The sequence below is a fragment of the Geomicrobium sediminis genome (genome assembly GCF_016908595.1).
In the GTDB taxonomy this organism is placed as follows: Bacteria; Bacillota; Bacilli; order Bacillales; family Marinococcaceae; genus Geomicrobium_A; species Geomicrobium_A sediminis.
Map to the genome: position 1 here is coordinate 1 of NZ_JAFBEC010000026.1, position 16,539 is coordinate 16,539.

Consider the following 16,539-nt stretch of genomic DNA (forward strand, 5'->3'; position numbering starts at 1 on the left):
CCACCCGTTCCCATGCCGAACACGGAAGTTAAGCTCTTTAGCGCCGATGGTAATTGGGGGGCAACCCCCTGTGAGCGTAGGACGTTGCCTGGCAATCGAACACGAAGTTCTTTTGAACTTCGTGTTTTTTGGTTTTTTTAAAGGGAAGCTTCTTTTTATTATCCATACAGGCACTTTTATTAATTTTTAACCATAGACTGAATTAATGGGCTCCGATTTAACGTCTTTTTATTATAAACAGCACTCTCATACCTTTGACTAAGTATATTTCTATGAATTTAGGAAACACTAAGATCGAATACGGTCGTAAAGGGAGAGATGGAGATGAGGATTTCAAGACAAGAGTGCGGGGTTTGTAAACATGAGTCCGTTCAAGGGATGTACTTAATGTCCATGTGGCTTTGCAAAGACTGTGAAAGAGCGATTGTAGAGTTAGAGATTGAAGATGCGAGTTATCAATGGTATGTGGAACAACTACGTAAAAGCAAGATGAACCTGCTGTTGACTCATTAATGAGCTCACTTCTAAACTTTGTTATAATGAAAATGATAACGTTGTAAGGGAATGTCCAGGAAATGATGAATACGAAGTCTACACCTTTACTTGATCATCTGGTACAACATGCTAATATCGATCCGATTTCTTTGCATGTGCCTGGTCATAAAAATGGGAAGTTAACACAAGGGACCTATCAAGCGTATTACGAGACGATTATGAGGCTTGATCAGACCGAGTTGCCTGGGTTTGATGATTTACATGCACCAACCGGTGTTATTCAACAAGCAGAAAAGCTGACGGCAGAGCATTACCAAACGGGAGCGTCAATGTTTTTAGTTGGTGGCTCTACCATTGGGAATTTGGCGATGTTGTCAGCATTTTGTCGTCCAAGTGTTCCTGTTATTGTGCAACGAGACGTACACCAATCAATCATACATGGATTAGAGATGATTGGTGTCGACGTTGTATTTGTTAGTCCTACGTTTGACGAACAAACAGGACTTTCTAAAGGGGTGTCTTTACAAACACTCACTGCAGCGATTGATGCATATAAAGAGGCCGAGGTTGTTGTTCTTTCATCACCGAGCTACTTTGGGAATGTTGGCGAGATTGAACATGTTGTTCAGTATGCAAAAAAGAACAACAAAAGAGTCCTCGTTGATGAAGCCCATGGTGCTCATTTACATAGTGATGAGCAGTTTCCAGTATCATCTTTGAAGGCAGGTGCGGATGTTGTTGTGCAATCGGCACATAAAACGTTGCCAGCGTTAACAATGGGTGCGTATTTACACGTACGAAACCAAGATGATGAGCAAAAAATTCGACCTTGGTTACGACGTTTTCAATCAAGTAGCCCGTCTTATTTGATCATGGCGTCGTTAGATGCTGCAAGAGCTTATGTTGCAAAGGTTGGTTCTAAGGAGCCTGCAAGGAGATTGTGGACGTTTCATGATGAATTAAAGGCAAGCCTGCCTAAAGATACATACGTACCAAATGAGGACCCTTTAAAGCTCGTATTACGAGCACCTGAACAGGTTACAGGTCTACAGTGGGAAAAGGTGCTTCAAAAACAACAGATTTATGTTGAATTAAGTGACCATGACTATGTTTTACTTTTTCTTCCTTTACAAATGGAAGCTGAAGAAGCGATGGATTTAAAAACGCGTCTCATTCATGCGTATGCGGATCAACGAGTGAAGATAAAAAAACGCCAATTCCCTTATTATCCAACGTATACACGTGCAACAATTGAGAAAGCGTTCTTGGTTGAACATGACGTTGAGTTATGTTCAATGAAAGCTTCAGTAGGTGAGATTATTGCAGAGAATATTGTTCCATATCCACCTGGAATTCCTTTGTTTATTGCTGGAGAAACCATTGATGCTAAACGGCTGCGTTACTTATTAGAATGGGTCAGTCAAGGCGGTAAGTTACAAAATGAAGAACATGTTAGAAACGGACAAGTTCTTGTTCGTAAATTGAGGTGAACGATGAATCAACCAGGTTTATTTATTACATTTGAGGGTGGCGAAGGAGCAGGGAAATCTACAGTCCTTCAAGCGGTTGCAGAACAATTGCAACAAAAGGGACATTGTGTAGATACAACGCGAGAGCCTGGGGGCGTCGCACTTGCAGAGAAGATTCGGTACTATTTGTTAGACGATCAAACGATTGAAGTTGAAGCACGAACGGAAGCCTTGTTGTTTGCGGCTGCAAGACGACAACATCTAATCGAGCGTATACTTCCAGGCTTGAAAGACGGGAAGATCGTTCTTTGTGATCGCTTTGTTGACAGTAGCATTGCGTATCAAGGTGCAGCACGTGGCATTGGTGTTGAAGAAGTCCGACAAATTAATGATTTTGCTATACAAGGAAGAATGCCTGACATCACTTTGCTATTTGACTTACCAGTAGAAGTTGGACAAGCGAGGATTCACGGTAATGCAAGGGAAACGAATCGTTTAGATGATGAGAAGGTTGATTTTCATTTAACAGTGAGAAAAGCTTACCTTGAACTTGCGTCACAAAACAATGAACGGTATCGTATCATAAATGCAGAAGCGCCTATTCGTTCAGTTATTGAAGAAGTGACTCAGGTGATCGAGGACTTTATCGTCAATAAAAACAGAGACTAGTTTTTGTTGACGTCATCCAGTATGATTAAGACAGTTAAAAATACGTAATGATCTATTGCAAAGGGGGAAACGGCTGTGAAATTAATTGTATCCGTTGTTCAAGATAAAGACAGCAACCGACTATCAACAGCGCTTGTAGAGAACGATTATCGAGCTACGAAACTTGCGTCAACAGGTGGATTTCTTCGGGCAGGGAATACGACGTTCCTCATTGGAGTTGAAGATGAACAAGTAAGTGACGTATTAGACATTATTAAAGAGAATTGTGAAAGTCGCGAACAGCTCGTTGCACCAGTTTCTCCAATGGGTGGCAATGCAGACTCTTATGTTCCTTATCCGGTAGAAGTACAAGTTGGTGGAGCGACAGTATTCGTATTGGACGTCGATCAATTTGAACAGTTTTAATGATTAAGAGGAGGGCGCTCATCAATGAAATGGGAACAACTGCAAACGAGGCAACCTGTCGTTGCTAAGTTGCTCCGACATGCGGTCGTAAGAGAGCGGCTTCCTCACGCATATATATTTGAAGGCGAAGATCGTTCTGAGCAAGTATCAGCGGCTTCGCTCCTTTGTCGTGCCTTTTTATGCCAAAAAGATGCGATTGACAAGCCGTGTGGAGAGTGTAGTGATTGCAGACGTGTAGAATCTGGAAATCACCCTGATGTGACATCGATTAAGCCTGACGGTCAATCGATTAAGAAGCATCAAGTCGAACGACTTCAAAAAGAGTTTACGTACAAAGGAATGGAGTCGGTTCGAAAAGTTTACATCATTGAGGAAGCTGATTTAATGACCGCAAGCGCGGCGAATAGCTTGCTTACGTTTCTTGAAGAACCCGAAGGAGAGACGTTAGCAATTTTAATTACGTCAAACTTACACTTTTTGTTACCTACGATCGTATCGAGGTCTCAAGTGTTAACATTTGCCCCATTGTCTGAAGTTGAACGACAGAAAGTTTTTCAAAACGAAGGGGAAACCGAAGTGCTTGCAGCAATCAAAGCAAGGATTCGTGAAATTCCAGCAGATATTCCTGAAGAAGAGCGGTTAACGTGGATTGTACACGGGCGCCAGGTAGTGATACAATTGGCGGAAGAGGTTTTATTACGACCTCGTCAAGCAAGGCTTTTTTTACAAGAAAAATGGCACGTCCATTTTAAAGATAGGAACCATATTGAGACGGGGCTAGACCTTATCCTATTCTGGTACCGAGATGTACTTTATACAAAGTGGAACAGAGAAGATCTTGCGTATCCAGATCAGTTGGAACGACTACGCACCGAGGGTCTGCATCGTTCAGAATTAATGCTTGCGGCAAATATGAAAGCTGTTATAGAAGCGAAACGATATTTGTCCGCGAATGTTAACCCACAACTGATCATGGAGCGTCTTTTGTTCCGAATTCAGGAGGGATCATAATTGCACCAAGTGATTGGGGTTCGTTTCAAGAAAGCAGGAAAGATCTATTATTTTTCCCCAGCAGGTCACAACATACAAGTTGGCGATTCAGTCATTGTTGAAACCGCGCGAGGTGTTGAATATGGAGTCGTCGTCCTAGGTGTCAAGAATGTGGAAGAAGAAGATGTTGTCCTTCCATTAAAGAAAGTACTTAGGATTGCGACAGACGAAGATACAGCTAGAGTGCTTGAGAACGAAACGATGGCACAGAATGCACAAGATGTATGTTCAGAGAAGATTAGAGAACATAAATTGGACATGAAGCTTGTTAGTGTTGAATATACATTTGATCGTAACAAAGTGTTGTTTTACTTTACTGCTGATGGAAGAATTGACTTTCGAGAATTGGTCAAGGATCTAGCGGCGGTATTTCGAACGCGTATAGAACTTAGGCAAATCGGTGTTCGTGACGAGGCTAAAATGCTCGGTGGTGTAGGACCGTGTGGGTTAATTCTCTGTTGCTCAACGTTTCTTGGCGATTTCGAACCAGTGAGTATTAAGATGGCTAAAGATCAGAATTTATCGCTAAATCCAGCGAAAATCTCAGGTCTTTGTGGTCGTTTAATGTGTTGCCTGAAATACGAGAATGATGAGTATGAACAAGCCAAGAAAGAACTTCCTGATGTTGGTGAAAAGATTGTGACCTCAGAAGGGAAAGGTCGTGTCGTTGGTTTGAACATGCTTGAAAGACTTGTTCAAGTCGAGTTGTTTGATGAAGAGCGAACGGTTGAGTACTCATTAGAAGAATTGATTGAGCAAGGTTCATTAATCGGCTAAAGCTGCCACAAGAGGGTGGGAGACGAACGTGGCGAAGAAAGAAATGTTTTCACAAGTGATTCATATGGAAAAGAAGCTCCTTGCTTTTCACGAAGAACTCCGTGAATTAAAAGAGCAGCTTGCTTCGCTAATTGAGGAGAATCAAGCATTAGTAACAGAGAACCGTCTGTTGCGAGAACGAATGGAAGCAGAAGAACTCCATGAACAAAAGGACGAGCATGCTGACCATTCGAATCAAGACAAACAAGATACGGTCCCACCTGGTGAAGGCTATGATAATTTAGCAAGACTGTATCACGAAGGCTTTCACATTTGTAACTTGCACTACGGTAGCTTGCGTACAGATGGAGATTGCTTGTTTTGTCTTTCATTTTTCCAGGCAAAATAATCGTTGTTTGCTTAGAAGCCCGTCACCAAGGTGTCGGGTTTTTTCTTTGGTGAACGCAGGTTGAAGGTGAAGGCTTTTGTTATTGCATGATGAAGAACGGATCGATTATATTTTTAGAAACCGATTAAAGATCATACAAAGTCGGGAACGCTTGGCGTTTTCAATTGATTCTATTCTTTTGGGGCAGTTTGTGTCGGTTAAGAAAACGAGAGGAACAATGGTTGATTTGTGTTCAGGGAATGGCGTAATCCCTCTCGTCATGTCAGAGCGGAGTACAGTGCCGATTACAGGAATTGAAATCCAACCCGATGTTGTAGAAATGGCTAAAAAAAGCATGAGGCTGAACAATCGCAAAGATCAAATTCAAATGCATTGTGGGGATCTTAAAGAAGCGCCTGAAGCATTCGGTCGTGCAAGCTTTGATGTTGTCACATGCAATCCTCCTTATTATCACTCGTCTCTTACAAATCAGAACGAGCGGTTAACGTTAGCGAGGCATGAAACTGAACTCACGATTTATGACATTGCTCAAGTAGCCTCAGCGCTATTAAAGGACAAAGGCAAAACGGCGTTTGTTTTTCGTCCTGAGCGAATTCATGATTTATTTGAAGCGTGTACGCGTGCGAATTTGGAACCGAAACGACTTCAGTTTGTTCATCCAAAGGCCGGTGTACAAGCGAATATCGTACTGCTTGAAGCGAGTAAAGGCGGCAAACGAGGATTAACTGTACAAGAGCCGATTTTCGTATACGGTGAGGATGGGAAACATACCGACGCCTTTCAAAGATCTTACAACGGACAACAGGTCACGTATGAGCGCAGGGTCAATGAAAAAGAGCAGACCGATCATTACGTGTATATGATTCAATGTGTGGACAATACGCTTTACACTGGATATGCGCGAAACGTGTGGGAGAGACTGCGGTTACATGAAAGTGGTAAAGGTGCAAAGTATACTAGAGGACGAGGGCCGTTTACACTTGTCCATATGGAAGGCTTTGAAACCAAGCGTGAAGCGTTACAAGAGGAATGGCGATTAAAGCAGCTTTCTCGCGTAGAAAAGCTCCAATACATTAAAGAGAGGAGGCGGGGCGTGTATGCAAACGGGCACATTATACCTGGTTCCTACACCGATTGGCAATCTTGAAGATATGACGTACCGCGCAGTAAGAACGCTACAAGAAGTCGATCTTATTTGTGCAGAAGATACCCGTCAGACCGTGAAGCTGCTCAATCATTTTGAAATTACGACGAAAATGATTAGTTTACATGAGCACAATGAACGAACTCGTTCAGAGCAGTTGTTGGCTGACTTATACGATGGAAAGAGCCTGGCACTCGTAAGTGATGCTGGAACCCCACTCGTGTCTGATCCTGGGGAGTGGGTCGTTCAAAAGTGTATTGAAGAAGGAATTACCGTCATCCCATTACCAGGTGCAAACGCAGCGGTAACGACGTGGATTGCCTCAGGATTTGAAGGGGGACGGTTTTACTTTCATGGGTTTTTACCTCGTAAGAAAAAAGAAATCGAAGAAGTACAACAGTCGCTAGAAGCTATTACTGTCCCAATGATCTTTTATGAATCACCTCATCGAATGAAACAAACGCTTGAGCGGTTGCAAATTGTGTGGGGAGATCGTCGAATTGTCATTGGGCGTGAAGTGACGAAACGGTATGAGTCGTTTTACCGTGGAACCATCACTGAATTAATTGATCTTAACCATGAATGGCGCGGAGAAATTTGTTTCATCGTTGAAGGTGGCACGGGTAAAGGTCAAGAAGAGGCTTGGTGGCAAACGTACACGGTACAAGAGCATATCCAGTACTATGAAGAGCAAGGGGACGATCATAAGAAAGCACTCAAGCAGTGTGCAAAAGATCGTGGTCTTAGCCGTAACGAAATTTATAAAGCATTTCATGAACTTCAGCAATAAGAAAAGGGCTACCTGTTGCATCGACAAGGTAGCCCTAGTTGTTGAAATAAGTATATAGAAGGTATTAAACCGTTGTTGCCTTTTGGTTCGATTGTGATAAATAACCTTGAAGAGATTCGACGACTTCTTTTGCTCCTTCTGGGCTAAGAATAATTTTACCATCTGCAATGGAGATGTTATCGTCAGACACCTCTCCAGTGACTTGGCAAGTCATATTCGGTTTGTATTTCTTTAAAATGATGCGGTCGTGGTCTACATAGATCTCTAGTGCATCTTTCTCTGCAATATCTAAAGTCCTTCTTAATTCTATGGGGATAACAACCCGACCAAGCTCGTCAACCTTTCTTACGATTCCAGTTGATTTCATTGCTTAGAATCTCCTCCTTGAGTGTACTGTATATTCGTGTCATTTTTTGACACATTTTATCTCTATGTGTGCAATCATACCAGTATAGTAAAATCAAGTCAATATAATAATCTTAAAATTCAAATGAAGGAAACGGGCGTCATATCAGGTTTTTTTCGCGTTTTCACTACTGGGGATGCTCCTTGGCACTGGGTTTGTCATTGACTTTTCACTACTTATAAATTATAATTATTAATTAAGTTTTTCTGTATAATCATGTAAACTGATGAATGGATAAGTAAACGATCACGTATGTTCAGAGAGCCGGGTTGCTGGGAGCCGGTCGTAAACGAGTCGTTGAATATGGTCCTGGAGGTTTAATTTTCGAGTGCAATAATTGTGCATAAGGGAATTACGTGTGTCAGCGTTAATGACAAGTTGCTAACGATTAATGTTAGTGCTGTTGAGCTTCTTAGAAGTAGGTGTAGGAACGAGTATGTTCTGGCGATGCTACGGATAAGAAGGAAGCAGGGTGGTACCACGTGAGTAATCCTCTCGTCCCTTCGATTAAGGGCGAGGGGTTTTTTTATTAGAGATTGGAAGGAGCAGATTGTTTTGAAACCTACGTTCTATGTAACAACACCCATTTATTATCCAAGTGGAAAGCTCCATATTGGACATGCTTACACGACGGTTGCGGCGGATACACTCGCTCGTTACAAACGCTTGAAAGGTTATGACGTCATGTTATTAACAGGGACAGATGAGCATGGTCAGAAGATTGAGCGTAAAGCAGAAGAAAACGGTGTAACGCCAATTCAATTTGTTGATGATATTGTCGCTGGAATTAAGAAGCTTTGGGATGACTTGGACATTTCGTATGACGACTTTATTCGTACGACAGAAGAGCGTCATAAGCGTTCTGTACAAGAAGTTGTTGAGCAACTTAAAGATCAAGGAGACATTTATCTAAGTGAATACGAAGGTTGGTATTCCGTACCAGACGAAACGTATTACACAGAATTGCAGCTCGTGGATCCAATTAAAGAGAACGGCAAGATTGTCGGAGGAAAAAGCCCTGACAGCGGTCACCCTGTTGAGCTTGTTAAAGAGAAGTCATACTTCTTCAAAATGAGTCGTTACGCGGACCGCTTACTCGCTTTTTATGAAGAAAATCCAGATTTTATCCAACCAGAAGCTCGTAAAAACGAGATGATTAATAACTTTATTAAGCCAGGGCTTGAAGACTTAGCCATTTCACGTACAGCTTTTTCTTGGGGAGTTCCAATTAAGAGTGACCCTGAGCATGTTGTGTACGTATGGATTGATGCGCTCATGAACTACATTACAGCACTCGGTTACGGCACTGATGAAAATGAAAAGTACAACAAGTATTGGCCAGCAGACGTTCATATCGTAGGTAAAGAGATTGTTCGTTTTCATACGATTTATTGGCCGATCATGTTGATGGCTTTGGACTTGCCATTACCGAAGAAAGTATTTAGTCATGGACATTTGTTAATGAAAAACGAGAAGATGTCGAAGTCTAAAGGCAATGTCATCTATCCAGAAGCACTCATTGAGCGTTACGGTCTTGATGCTGTTCGTTATTATTTGCTTCGTGAAGTGCCATTTGGCGCCGATGGTGTATTTACACCAGAAGCCTTTGTTGAACGAATTAACTATGACCTCGCAAACGACTTAGGGAACTTATTAAATCGTACAGTGGCTATGATTAATAAATACTTTGACGGTGAAATCCCAGCGTACATTAAAGACGGGACGAGCTTTGATTCAAGCCTCTTAGACGTGGCAGAAGCGACCGTTGAAAAAGTCGGTTCCCATATTGAGTCAATGGAATTCTCAGTATCGCTTACAGCCATTTGGCAATTTGTAAGCCGTACGAACAAGTATATCGATGAGACGCAACCATGGATGCTTGCAAAAGAAGGTCAAACAGAGGAATTGCAAGCTGCGATGTATCATCTTGCTGAGTCACTCCGCTACATTTCGGTGATGTTACAACCGTTCTTTACGAAAACCCCAGCGGCAATCGCTGAACAGATCGGTTTCGTGGACGATGAAGAACTAAAAACGTGGGAGTCGATTCAACAATTTGGTCAGCTTAAAGGCGGTTCAAAGGTCATTGAAAAAGGAACACCTATCTTCCCTCGTTTAGAAATTGAAAAAGAAGTCGAGTCCATCAGTGCGCTTATGGCTCCTCCAAAAGCAGATGATGACGAGCAGGAAGAAGATGCGAATTTGATTACGATTGATGACTTCAAGGCAGTTGAGCTACGTGTTGCAGAAGTCGTTCAAGCCGAGCCCGTGAAGAAGGCAGATCGACTGTTGAAATTGCAACTGGATCTCGGGGATGAAAAACGTCAAGTTGTATCTGGCATTGCAAAAGATTATTCAATTGAAGAAATTACAGGCAAGAAGATTATTTGTGTAACGAATTTAACGCCAGTAAAACTGCGAGGCGAGCAATCAGAAGGAATGATTCTTGCCGGTAAAGCAGAAGGTACGTTAAAAGTCGTAACCGTTGATGGCGATCTTCCGAATGGTACGCTAATTTCTTAAACAAAAACGGTCAAGTTCCATACTAACGTATGGGACTTGACTCATTTTACGATATATAGAAGGAGTACAAAATGGTTGAACTATTTGATACACATGTACACTTAAATGTTGAACAGTTTGATGAGGATCTTGAAGAGGTCATTGAACGTGCCAAGGAAGCCGGAGTTAGGTGGATGAACGTTGTCGGGTTTGATCGGGAGACGATTACAAAGGCAATGAATTTAATTGACCGATACGAATTCATGTATGCAACGATTGGCTGGCATCCAGTGGATAGTGTTGATATGAAACGAGAAGACTTGGAATGGATTGAATCACTTGCAACTCATGAAAAGGTTGTCGCAATTGGTGAAACAGGCCTTGATTACCATTGGGATAAATCCCCAGCTGACGTTCAAAAACGTGTGTTTAAAGACCAAATTGAACTTCATAAACGAGTGAATTTGCCACTCGTTATTCATGGTCGTGATGCTCAAGAAGACATTGCAACCCTGTTAGAAGAGGAAGGCGTCGGTGAAGCAGGGGGCATTATGCATTGCTTTAGTGGTGATGTTGCAACTGCAGAACGATGTTTAGCTCAAGGGATGCACATTTCATTCGGTGGTCCTGTTACGTTTAAAAATGCGAAGTTGCCAAAGGAAGTAGCAAAGATCGTTCCTCTTGATCGATTACTCATTGAAACGGATTGCCCATTCTTGTCTCCACATCCGTACCGTGGAAAGCGAAATGAACCTGCGCGTGTACGTATTATTGCGGAGCAATTAGCGGAGTTGAAAGGGCTGACTCTTGAAGAATTAAGTGAAATAACGACAGAGAATGCGAAGCGGTTATTTAGGATCTCATCATGAAGATTAAAGAATGCATTGTCGTTGAAGGCCGAGATGATACGGTAGCCATTAAGCGCGCAGTTGATGCGGAAACGATTGAAACCATTGGTTCATCAGTTCCTAAGCATGTGATTGAACAAATCAAATTGGCAGATGAACGACGAGGAATTATTGTTTTAACAGATCCTGACTATCCAGGAGAGCGTATTCGTAGAATTGTTACAGAAGCAGTACCCTCTGCTAAACATGCGTTTATACCGAAGCATCTAGCGATTTCTGCGAACAAGAAGAGTGTAGGTGTTGAACATGCTTCTCCGGAAGTCATTCGTGAAGCATTGCAAAATGTGAGAGGTGGTAGCGTCTTAGACGATTATGATCCGGTTTTGCTTGAAGACATCCATGCAGTCGGTTTAATGGCAGGATCAGAAGCACGTAACAGGCGTGAGCTGATCGGAAACGAACTGCGTATTGGTTATGCAAACGGTAAGCAGTTTTTAAAACGGATGCACAAGTTCAGAATCTCCAAGAGTGAATTTTATGATGCTGTGAAGAAAGTTGGTCTTAAATGATGAAAGACATTGCAACGCCCTCAAGAACGAGGGAGATTGTTGAACAGTTTGATTTAAAAGCAAAAAAAAGCCTAGGTCAAAACTTTATGACTGACGTTAATATTTTGCATAAGTTCGTTGATGCGACGGGAATGACTGCTGAAGATGGAGTCATTGAAGTCGGTCCTGGTATTGGTGCGTTAACTGAACAATTAGCAAAGCGTGCTAAGAAAGTCATCGCATATGAAATAGATCAACGCTTATTGCCTGTGTTAGATGAAACGTTGAAGCAATATGACAATGTGGAGATTCGTCATGAAGACTTTTTAAAAGCCAATTTAGATCATGTATTTAGCGAAGATTTCCAGTCAGTAGAACACGTTTATGCAGCTGGGAACTTGCCTTATTATGTGACAACGCCAATTCTAATGCGCTTTCTAGAAGAGCGCTTGCCGATTAAGACGTTAACGGTATTGATTCAAAAAGAAGTTGGCGATCGTCTAGCAGCAAAGCCTTCTACGAAAGCATATGGTTCCTTATCCATTGCAACACAATATTATGCAGAAACTGAGGTGATTAGCCACGTACCAGCCAATGTTTTCGTGCCTAAACCGAATGTTGAATCATCGATTATTCGGTTCACGATTCGAAGTGAGAAAGCTGTACAAGTAAAAAATGAAGATGCGTTCTTTAAACTCATTCGTGCTTCCTTCGCACAACGGAGAAAAACACTTCGAAATAATTTGCAGTCGTGGTCTGGAAATAAAGAAGCGGTTGCTCAAGTATTTGATTTGTCAGGCATTGACGGCGGGAGAAGAGCCGAGTCGTTATCAATTGAAGAGTTTGCAAAGCTTGCAGATGCTTGGGAAATTGCACGAACCTCCTCACCTCTCTAAGGATCGTTGCATAAGGTAACGATATAAGAGGAGGAATCACGATGTCCCTACAGGTCGGCGATTTAGTTACACGGATTTCCTATGGGGAGGACGTATTGTTTCGCGTTACATCGGTTGATGATGAGGCGAACATTGAACTGAAGGGTGAGGAGCTACGCCTCGTTGCAGATGCCCCGCTCTCTGATCTGAAAAAAGTAGATGATGATGAACGGACGGAATTCGAACAAGAGCAAAAGAAAAAAGAAGAACAATGTTACCGATTGTTTCGGCAAGACTATCGGCTAATGCGAGAAAAAAATGAATATGAATTGTCTTCAGCGTATACGACCCCGAATCCCCAATATTTTGAGATGAGGGGTCGTGTTTTGCATATGGATGGAGACGCTTCTTATTTGCAAAAATGCACAGCCATGTATGACCGTCTAGGAATTCCTGTGTACGGCGCCCATATGCGTGAGACAGATATGCCTCATCAAGTTGCTTCTCTTCTAGAGATGGTTCAACCTGATATTCTAGTCATTACAGGGCACGATGCGTTTACTCGTTCAAAAGGAACGGATAAAGATTTAAAGGCGTACCGACATTCCAAAGCGTTTGCCCAAACGGTTCGAGAGGCACGAAAGGCAATCCCGAACTTAGATGATCTTATTATTTTTGCTGGTGCTTGTCAGTCGTACTTCGAAGGGTTAATTCGTGCTGGGGCGAACTTTGCAAGCTCTCCTTCGAGAGTGAATATTCATGCCCTTGACCCTGTATATATTGCATCGCGTGTTAGTATGACACCATTTTTGGACCGGGTACAGCTAAGTGAAGTGTTACGCAATACGATCACTGGTGAAGATGGCCTTGGTGGAATCGATACAAAAGGAGTTCTACGTCGAGGGATTCCTCTGAAGAACCAAGATGATTTGTAATGAGAAAACCTGTTGTGAACGTTCGTTCGACAGGTTTTCATGTATTCCGTATTCAATTCATAGTAAACGACACGTTAGAACATACATGTATAGTCTTACCAAAATGAGGCATCCTAACGAGAAATCTTCAGATTCGACATTATTAATGGTTGACAGCCTATACTTCTGGCTGTTAAAATTTAATATTTTGTATTTCGTTGACCAATTGTTGGATTTGTGATAAAATTAGCTTAGTGAGGTGGGGTGACAAGATGGGTAAAACGTTAGTAGAAATTAAGCAGTCGCTTGAAGAGAACGTAGGTAAGCGGATTACACTGAAAGCTAATGGCGGACGCCGCAAGATTGTGGAGCGTTCAGGAATGTTAGAAGGCACGTACCCCTCAGTATTTATTGTGAAGTTAGATCGAGACAAACACAAAGTAGAACGTGTGTCTTACAGTTACACGGACGTATTAACGGAAACCGTACAACTTACGGTTTGCGAAGATCAAGAATTAGCGTAATATAACAGAGAATGATAGTTTGACCTTACTTATGCTGCTGAGTTCTGTAAAGAACTGGCAGCTATATTTTTTTGTCTGAAGAGCATCATAAAGATTGTACGGTAAAGCTTAGATAGGGAGCTGGTTCCGTTGAGCCGTCATCGAAGTATAATGTCAGATGCACTCAAAGAAGAAATTGCAAAAGAACTAGGCTTTTATGATACGGTCCAACGAGAAGGTTGGGGCGGCATTAAGTCAAGAGATGCCGGGAACATGGTCAAACGCGCCGTGCAAATGGCAGAAGAGCAATTAGCCAGCAAGTACCAGAAGTAACAGCCGTACCAAGTAGGGGCACCGCAGTTCATCTGCTGGTGTCTCTTTTTGTATAAGAACACTCGTTAGAAGCGATGGGTCCGCATCCTGTACATAGGTAAGTATTTCGACTAAAATAAAGGAATACAATTCGTGTAGATTGCGAGAAAGAGGAGAAAGCTGTTGAAATGTTCGCTGAAAGCACCAGCAAAGATTAATCTTTCGTTAGATGTGCTGGCAAAACGCGAGGATGGATTTCACGAAGTGGAAATGATTATGACAGAAGTTGATCTAGCTGATCGAATTGATTTAACGATTCGAAACGACCAACAAATTGTTATACAAACATTAGCGGGATACATTCCTGCTGATAGCCGTAACCTCGCTTACCAAGCCGCACGTTTAATTAAGGATCGATTTCGAATTGCTGCCGGTGTAACGATTTATATCCAAAAAAACATACCCGTAGCTGCAGGTCTAGCTGGAGGCAGTAGTGATGCAGCAGCGGTGTTACGAGGATTAAACCAAATGTGGGATTTAGGGTTGTCGAAAGCACAATTGGCTGCCCTAGGTTCAGAAATCGGCTCAGATGTTGCATTTTGTGTGTACGGTGGTACGGCAAAAGCAACGGGAAGAGGCGAGAAGATTGAACGGCTACCTGCTCCTCCCCCGTGTTGGGTCGTCCTAGCCAAGCCTCCAATCGGTGTGTCGACGGGAGAAGTGTACGGAAAGGTTCAAATGTCATCAAACGCTGCAGCTCCTAAAAGTGAAACGATTAAGCAAGCGATTCTTGCAGGAGATTACAACAAAATCTGTCATCATCTCCATAACGACTTGGAGCCTGTGACGATGTCGTTGCATCATGAAGTGCTACAAATTAAAGAGCGTATGCTTGAATCAGGTGCAGATGCCTCCTTAATGAGCGGTAGTGGTCCGACTGTGTTTGGCCTTATTCGTAACGAAGGGCAAGTTCACCGGGTTTACAATGCGTTGCGAGGATTTTGTGATCAAGTGTATGCAGTCCGAACGATTTCCTAAGCTACTTGTGAAAATACGTATAAAAGTGGTATCATACTCTTGAAATATTCGTGTTTTCGGAGGTCGTCATGAAAAAGCTAAAAAGAAGTGGACGTCTTGTTGATATGACGTACTTTTTATTACAAAATCCGAATCAATTGATCTCGTTAACGTACTTTGCAGAACGTTACCAATCGGCAAAGTCATCGATTAGTGAAGATCTAACGATCGTTAAGTCCATTTTTGAAAGTGAGAAGATGGGTTATTTAACAACGGTCCCTGGCGCAAGTGGTGGTGTTCGTTATGAGCCTGCGGTTCCACTAGAAGAAGGGGAGCGGCTTGTTCAATCTCTTTGCGAGCGTTTAGAGGACGCTAGTCGATTGCTACCAGGTGGATACCTTTACCTTATGGATATTCTTGGACAACCCCGATTTATGAATGAGATTGGACGATTGTTCGCTGGTATTTATCGTTCAAGAGAAGTGGACGGGGTAATGACCGTTGCAACAAAAGGAATTCCTCTCGCTTATGCGATTGGTAATCACCTTGATGTTCCGGTTAGTATTGTTCGAAAAGACCATCGGGTAACGGAAGGTTCTGTCGTAAGTATCAATTATGCATCAGGCTCATCAAATCGGATTCAAACGATGTCAATTGGACGTCGTAGTATATCCGAAGGAGCGAACATGCTCATTGTTGATGACTTCATGAAAGGCGGAGGCACCGCTCAAGGGATGGCAGAGCTATTAAAAGAGGTGAAGGCTAACCTTGTTGGTATTGCCGTACTCGTTGAAGCTGCAACAGATGAAAGAGTTATAGATGATTACATTTCACTCGTTCGACTTGAAGAAGTGAACGAGAAAACGAAACAAATCAAAGCCGTTCCAGGGAATTACTCAAAACATCTCAAATTCTAGGTTGATCTTGGAGGGAAAAGCAATGAAAAAGGTATTTACGAAAGAAGCACCTGAAGCCATTGGCCCATATTCTCAAGGAATCATCGTGAATAACATGTTTTATAGTTCAGGTCAGATCCCCCTTACAAAAGACATGACGATTGTTGATGGGGGTATTCAAGAGCAAACACACCAAGTGATGGCAAACGTTAAGGCCGTGCTACAAGAAGCGGGTGCAACGCTTGAATCAGTAGTGAAGACGACAGTGTTTATTAAAGATATGAATCAATTCCCTGAGATTAACGAAGTGTACGGACAGTATTTTGATACTCACCAGCCTGCGCGTTCGTGCGTAGAAGTCGCACGTCTTCCTAAAGACGTCCTCATTGAAATCGAAGTGATTGCGCTAGTACAAGCCTAAAACGAACCGAAAGGTTCGTCAGATTGTCGAGAAAGCCTTGGTTCTGTGAACCAAGGCTTTCTCTTATGGTCTTTGAATTGGTTCCAATGACGATTTTTTTGGTGAAAAGT

20 protein-coding genes, 1 rRNA gene and 1 other annotated feature are annotated in these 16,539 nt (G+C 42.4%); of the genes, 20 read left to right on the top strand and 1 reads right to left on the bottom strand.

What is annotated here, in order from left to right; genetic code table 11:
* The 10 genes from rrf to rsmI all read left to right on the top strand — a co-directional run.
* A 5S ribosomal RNA gene (gene rrf / locus JOD17_RS20760) occupies positions 1-93 on the top strand; the annotation flags it as partial.
* A gap of 231 nt (positions 94-324) precedes the next feature.
* Entirely contained in the window at positions 325-513 is a 189-nt protein-coding gene (locus JOD17_RS20765) for a sigma factor G inhibitor Gin (RefSeq protein ID WP_052361949.1), read from the top strand.
* Positions 514-575: 62 nt separating this feature from the next.
* Positions 576-1,985, top strand: coding sequence for an aminotransferase class I/II-fold pyridoxal phosphate-dependent enzyme (locus JOD17_RS20770; protein ID WP_204699844.1), 1,410 nt, complete (start codon positions 576-578; stop codon positions 1,983-1,985).
* A gap of 3 nt (positions 1,986-1,988) precedes the next feature.
* Positions 1,989-2,633, top strand: a complete 645-nt coding sequence (gene tmk / locus JOD17_RS20775) for a dTMP kinase (protein WP_204699845.1) — start codon at positions 1,989-1,991, stop codon at positions 2,631-2,633.
* Between the two features lie 75 nt (positions 2,634-2,708).
* The gene (locus JOD17_RS20780) at positions 2,709-3,038 is read left to right on the top strand and encodes a cyclic-di-AMP receptor (protein WP_042360968.1); all 330 of its coding nucleotides are present in this window, start codon (positions 2,709-2,711) and stop codon (positions 3,036-3,038) included.
* A gap of 24 nt (positions 3,039-3,062) precedes the next feature.
* Positions 3,063-4,049 (top strand): DNA polymerase III subunit delta', encoded by a 987-nt coding sequence (gene holB / locus JOD17_RS20785; protein ID WP_204699846.1) that lies wholly within the window; start codon positions 3,063-3,065, stop codon positions 4,047-4,049.
* Positions 4,050-4,865 (top strand): PSP1 domain-containing protein, encoded by an 816-nt coding sequence (locus JOD17_RS20790; protein ID WP_204699847.1) that lies wholly within the window; start codon positions 4,050-4,052, stop codon positions 4,863-4,865. It begins immediately after the preceding gene.
* Positions 4,866-4,893: 28 nt separating this feature from the next.
* Positions 4,894-5,253, top strand: coding sequence for a DNA replication initiation control protein YabA (gene yabA, locus JOD17_RS20795; RefSeq protein WP_042360971.1), 360 nt, complete (start codon positions 4,894-4,896; stop codon positions 5,251-5,253).
* A 76-nt stretch (positions 5,254-5,329) separates the two neighbouring features.
* The gene (locus tag JOD17_RS20800) at positions 5,330-6,400 is read left to right on the top strand and encodes a GIY-YIG nuclease family protein (protein WP_204699848.1); all 1,071 of its coding nucleotides are present in this window, start codon (positions 5,330-5,332) and stop codon (positions 6,398-6,400) included.
* On the top strand, positions 6,351-7,187 hold the full coding sequence (gene rsmI, locus JOD17_RS20805) for a 16S rRNA (cytidine(1402)-2'-O)-methyltransferase (RefSeq protein ID WP_204699849.1): 837 nt from the start codon (positions 6,351-6,353) through the stop codon (positions 7,185-7,187). Before JOD17_RS20800 ends, rsmI begins: the two co-directional genes overlap by 50 nt.
* Positions 7,188-7,251: 64 nt before the next feature.
* Here rsmI and JOD17_RS20810 read toward each other — a convergent pair whose 3' ends face one another.
* Complete coding sequence (locus JOD17_RS20810; RefSeq protein ID WP_042360973.1) at positions 7,252-7,554, bottom strand: AbrB/MazE/SpoVT family DNA-binding domain-containing protein; 303 nt, start codon at positions 7,552-7,554, stop codon at positions 7,252-7,254.
* Between the two features lie 256 nt (positions 7,555-7,810).
* Positions 7,811-8,099: a binding site (T-box leader), on the top strand.
* Between the two features lie 49 nt (positions 8,100-8,148).
* Here JOD17_RS20810 and metG point away from each other — a divergent pair.
* From metG to JOD17_RS20860, 10 genes are all read left to right on the top strand, one after another.
* A complete protein-coding gene (gene metG, locus JOD17_RS20815; RefSeq protein ID WP_239575794.1) occupies positions 8,149-10,116 on the top strand; it encodes a methionine--tRNA ligase in 1,968 nt (655 codons plus the stop codon).
* A gap of 71 nt (positions 10,117-10,187) precedes the next feature.
* Positions 10,188-10,964, top strand: a complete 777-nt coding sequence (locus JOD17_RS20820; protein ID WP_204699850.1) for a TatD family hydrolase — start codon at positions 10,188-10,190, stop codon at positions 10,962-10,964.
* Positions 10,961-11,512 (top strand): ribonuclease M5, encoded by a 552-nt coding sequence (gene rnmV / locus JOD17_RS20825; RefSeq protein WP_204699851.1) that lies wholly within the window; start codon positions 10,961-10,963, stop codon positions 11,510-11,512. Before JOD17_RS20820 ends, rnmV begins: the two co-directional genes overlap by 4 nt.
* Complete coding sequence (gene rsmA / locus JOD17_RS20830) at positions 11,512-12,387, top strand: 16S rRNA (adenine(1518)-N(6)/adenine(1519)-N(6))-dimethyltransferase RsmA (protein ID WP_204699857.1); 876 nt, start codon at positions 11,512-11,514, stop codon at positions 12,385-12,387. Before rnmV ends, rsmA begins: the two co-directional genes overlap by 1 nt.
* Positions 12,388-12,428: 41 nt before the next feature.
* Positions 12,429-13,301 carry a sporulation peptidase YabG gene (gene yabG / locus JOD17_RS20835; RefSeq protein ID WP_204699852.1) on the top strand — a complete coding sequence of 291 codons (873 nt, stop codon included), beginning with the start codon at positions 12,429-12,431 and terminating at the stop codon, positions 13,299-13,301.
* A 251-nt stretch (positions 13,302-13,552) separates the two neighbouring features.
* Entirely contained in the window at positions 13,553-13,804 is a 252-nt protein-coding gene (veg, locus tag JOD17_RS20840) for a biofilm formation stimulator Veg (RefSeq protein WP_042360976.1), read from the top strand.
* A gap of 129 nt (positions 13,805-13,933) precedes the next feature.
* Complete coding sequence (locus JOD17_RS20845; RefSeq protein ID WP_081831894.1) at positions 13,934-14,116, top strand: small, acid-soluble spore protein, alpha/beta type; 183 nt, start codon at positions 13,934-13,936, stop codon at positions 14,114-14,116.
* 162 nt (positions 14,117-14,278) lie between these two features.
* Positions 14,279-15,133: a 4-(cytidine 5'-diphospho)-2-C-methyl-D-erythritol kinase gene (ispE, locus tag JOD17_RS20850; RefSeq protein ID WP_204699853.1), complete on the top strand. Its 855-nt coding sequence runs from the start codon at positions 14,279-14,281 to the stop codon at positions 15,131-15,133.
* A 68-nt stretch (positions 15,134-15,201) separates the two neighbouring features.
* Positions 15,202-16,029, top strand: a complete 828-nt coding sequence (gene purR / locus JOD17_RS20855) for a pur operon repressor (RefSeq protein WP_204699854.1) — start codon at positions 15,202-15,204, stop codon at positions 16,027-16,029.
* 22 nt (positions 16,030-16,051) lie between these two features.
* Positions 16,052-16,429: a RidA family protein gene (locus tag JOD17_RS20860; protein WP_204699855.1), complete on the top strand. Its 378-nt coding sequence runs from the start codon at positions 16,052-16,054 to the stop codon at positions 16,427-16,429.
* Positions 16,430-16,539: the final 110 nt, after the last annotated feature.

Excerpts from the sequence above, each read along its gene's own strand:
- tmk (WP_204699845.1), top strand. The coding sequence starts at position 1,989 with ATGAATCAACCAGGTTTATTTATTACATTTGAGGGTGGCGAAGGAGCA.
- holB (WP_204699846.1), top strand. The coding sequence starts at position 3,063 with ATGAAATGGGAACAACTGCAAACGAGGCAACCTGTCGTTGCTAAGTTG.
- JOD17_RS20820 (WP_204699850.1), top strand. The coding sequence starts at position 10,188 with ATGGTTGAACTATTTGATACACATGTACACTTAAATGTTGAACAGTTT.
- JOD17_RS20770 (WP_204699844.1), top strand. The coding sequence starts at position 576 with ATGATGAATACGAAGTCTACACCTTTACTTGATCATCTGGTACAACAT.
- veg (WP_042360976.1), top strand. The coding sequence starts at position 13,553 with ATGGGTAAAACGTTAGTAGAAATTAAGCAGTCGCTTGAAGAGAACGTA.
- JOD17_RS20765 (WP_052361949.1), top strand. The coding sequence starts at position 325 with ATGAGGATTTCAAGACAAGAGTGCGGGGTTTGTAAACATGAGTCCGTT.
- rnmV (WP_204699851.1), top strand. The coding sequence starts at position 10,961 with ATGAAGATTAAAGAATGCATTGTCGTTGAAGGCCGAGATGATACGGTA.
- rsmI (WP_204699849.1), top strand. The coding sequence starts at position 6,351 with ATGCAAACGGGCACATTATACCTGGTTCCTACACCGATTGGCAATCTT.
- JOD17_RS20810 (WP_042360973.1), bottom strand. The coding sequence starts at position 7,554 with ATGAAATCAACTGGAATCGTAAGAAAGGTTGACGAGCTTGGTCGGGTT.
- purR (WP_204699854.1), top strand. The coding sequence starts at position 15,202 with ATGAAAAAGCTAAAAAGAAGTGGACGTCTTGTTGATATGACGTACTTT.
- yabG (WP_204699852.1), top strand. The coding sequence starts at position 12,429 with ATGTCCCTACAGGTCGGCGATTTAGTTACACGGATTTCCTATGGGGAG.
- JOD17_RS20860 (WP_204699855.1), top strand. The coding sequence starts at position 16,052 with ATGAAAAAGGTATTTACGAAAGAAGCACCTGAAGCCATTGGCCCATAT.
- rsmA (WP_204699857.1), top strand. The coding sequence starts at position 11,512 with ATGAAAGACATTGCAACGCCCTCAAGAACGAGGGAGATTGTTGAACAG.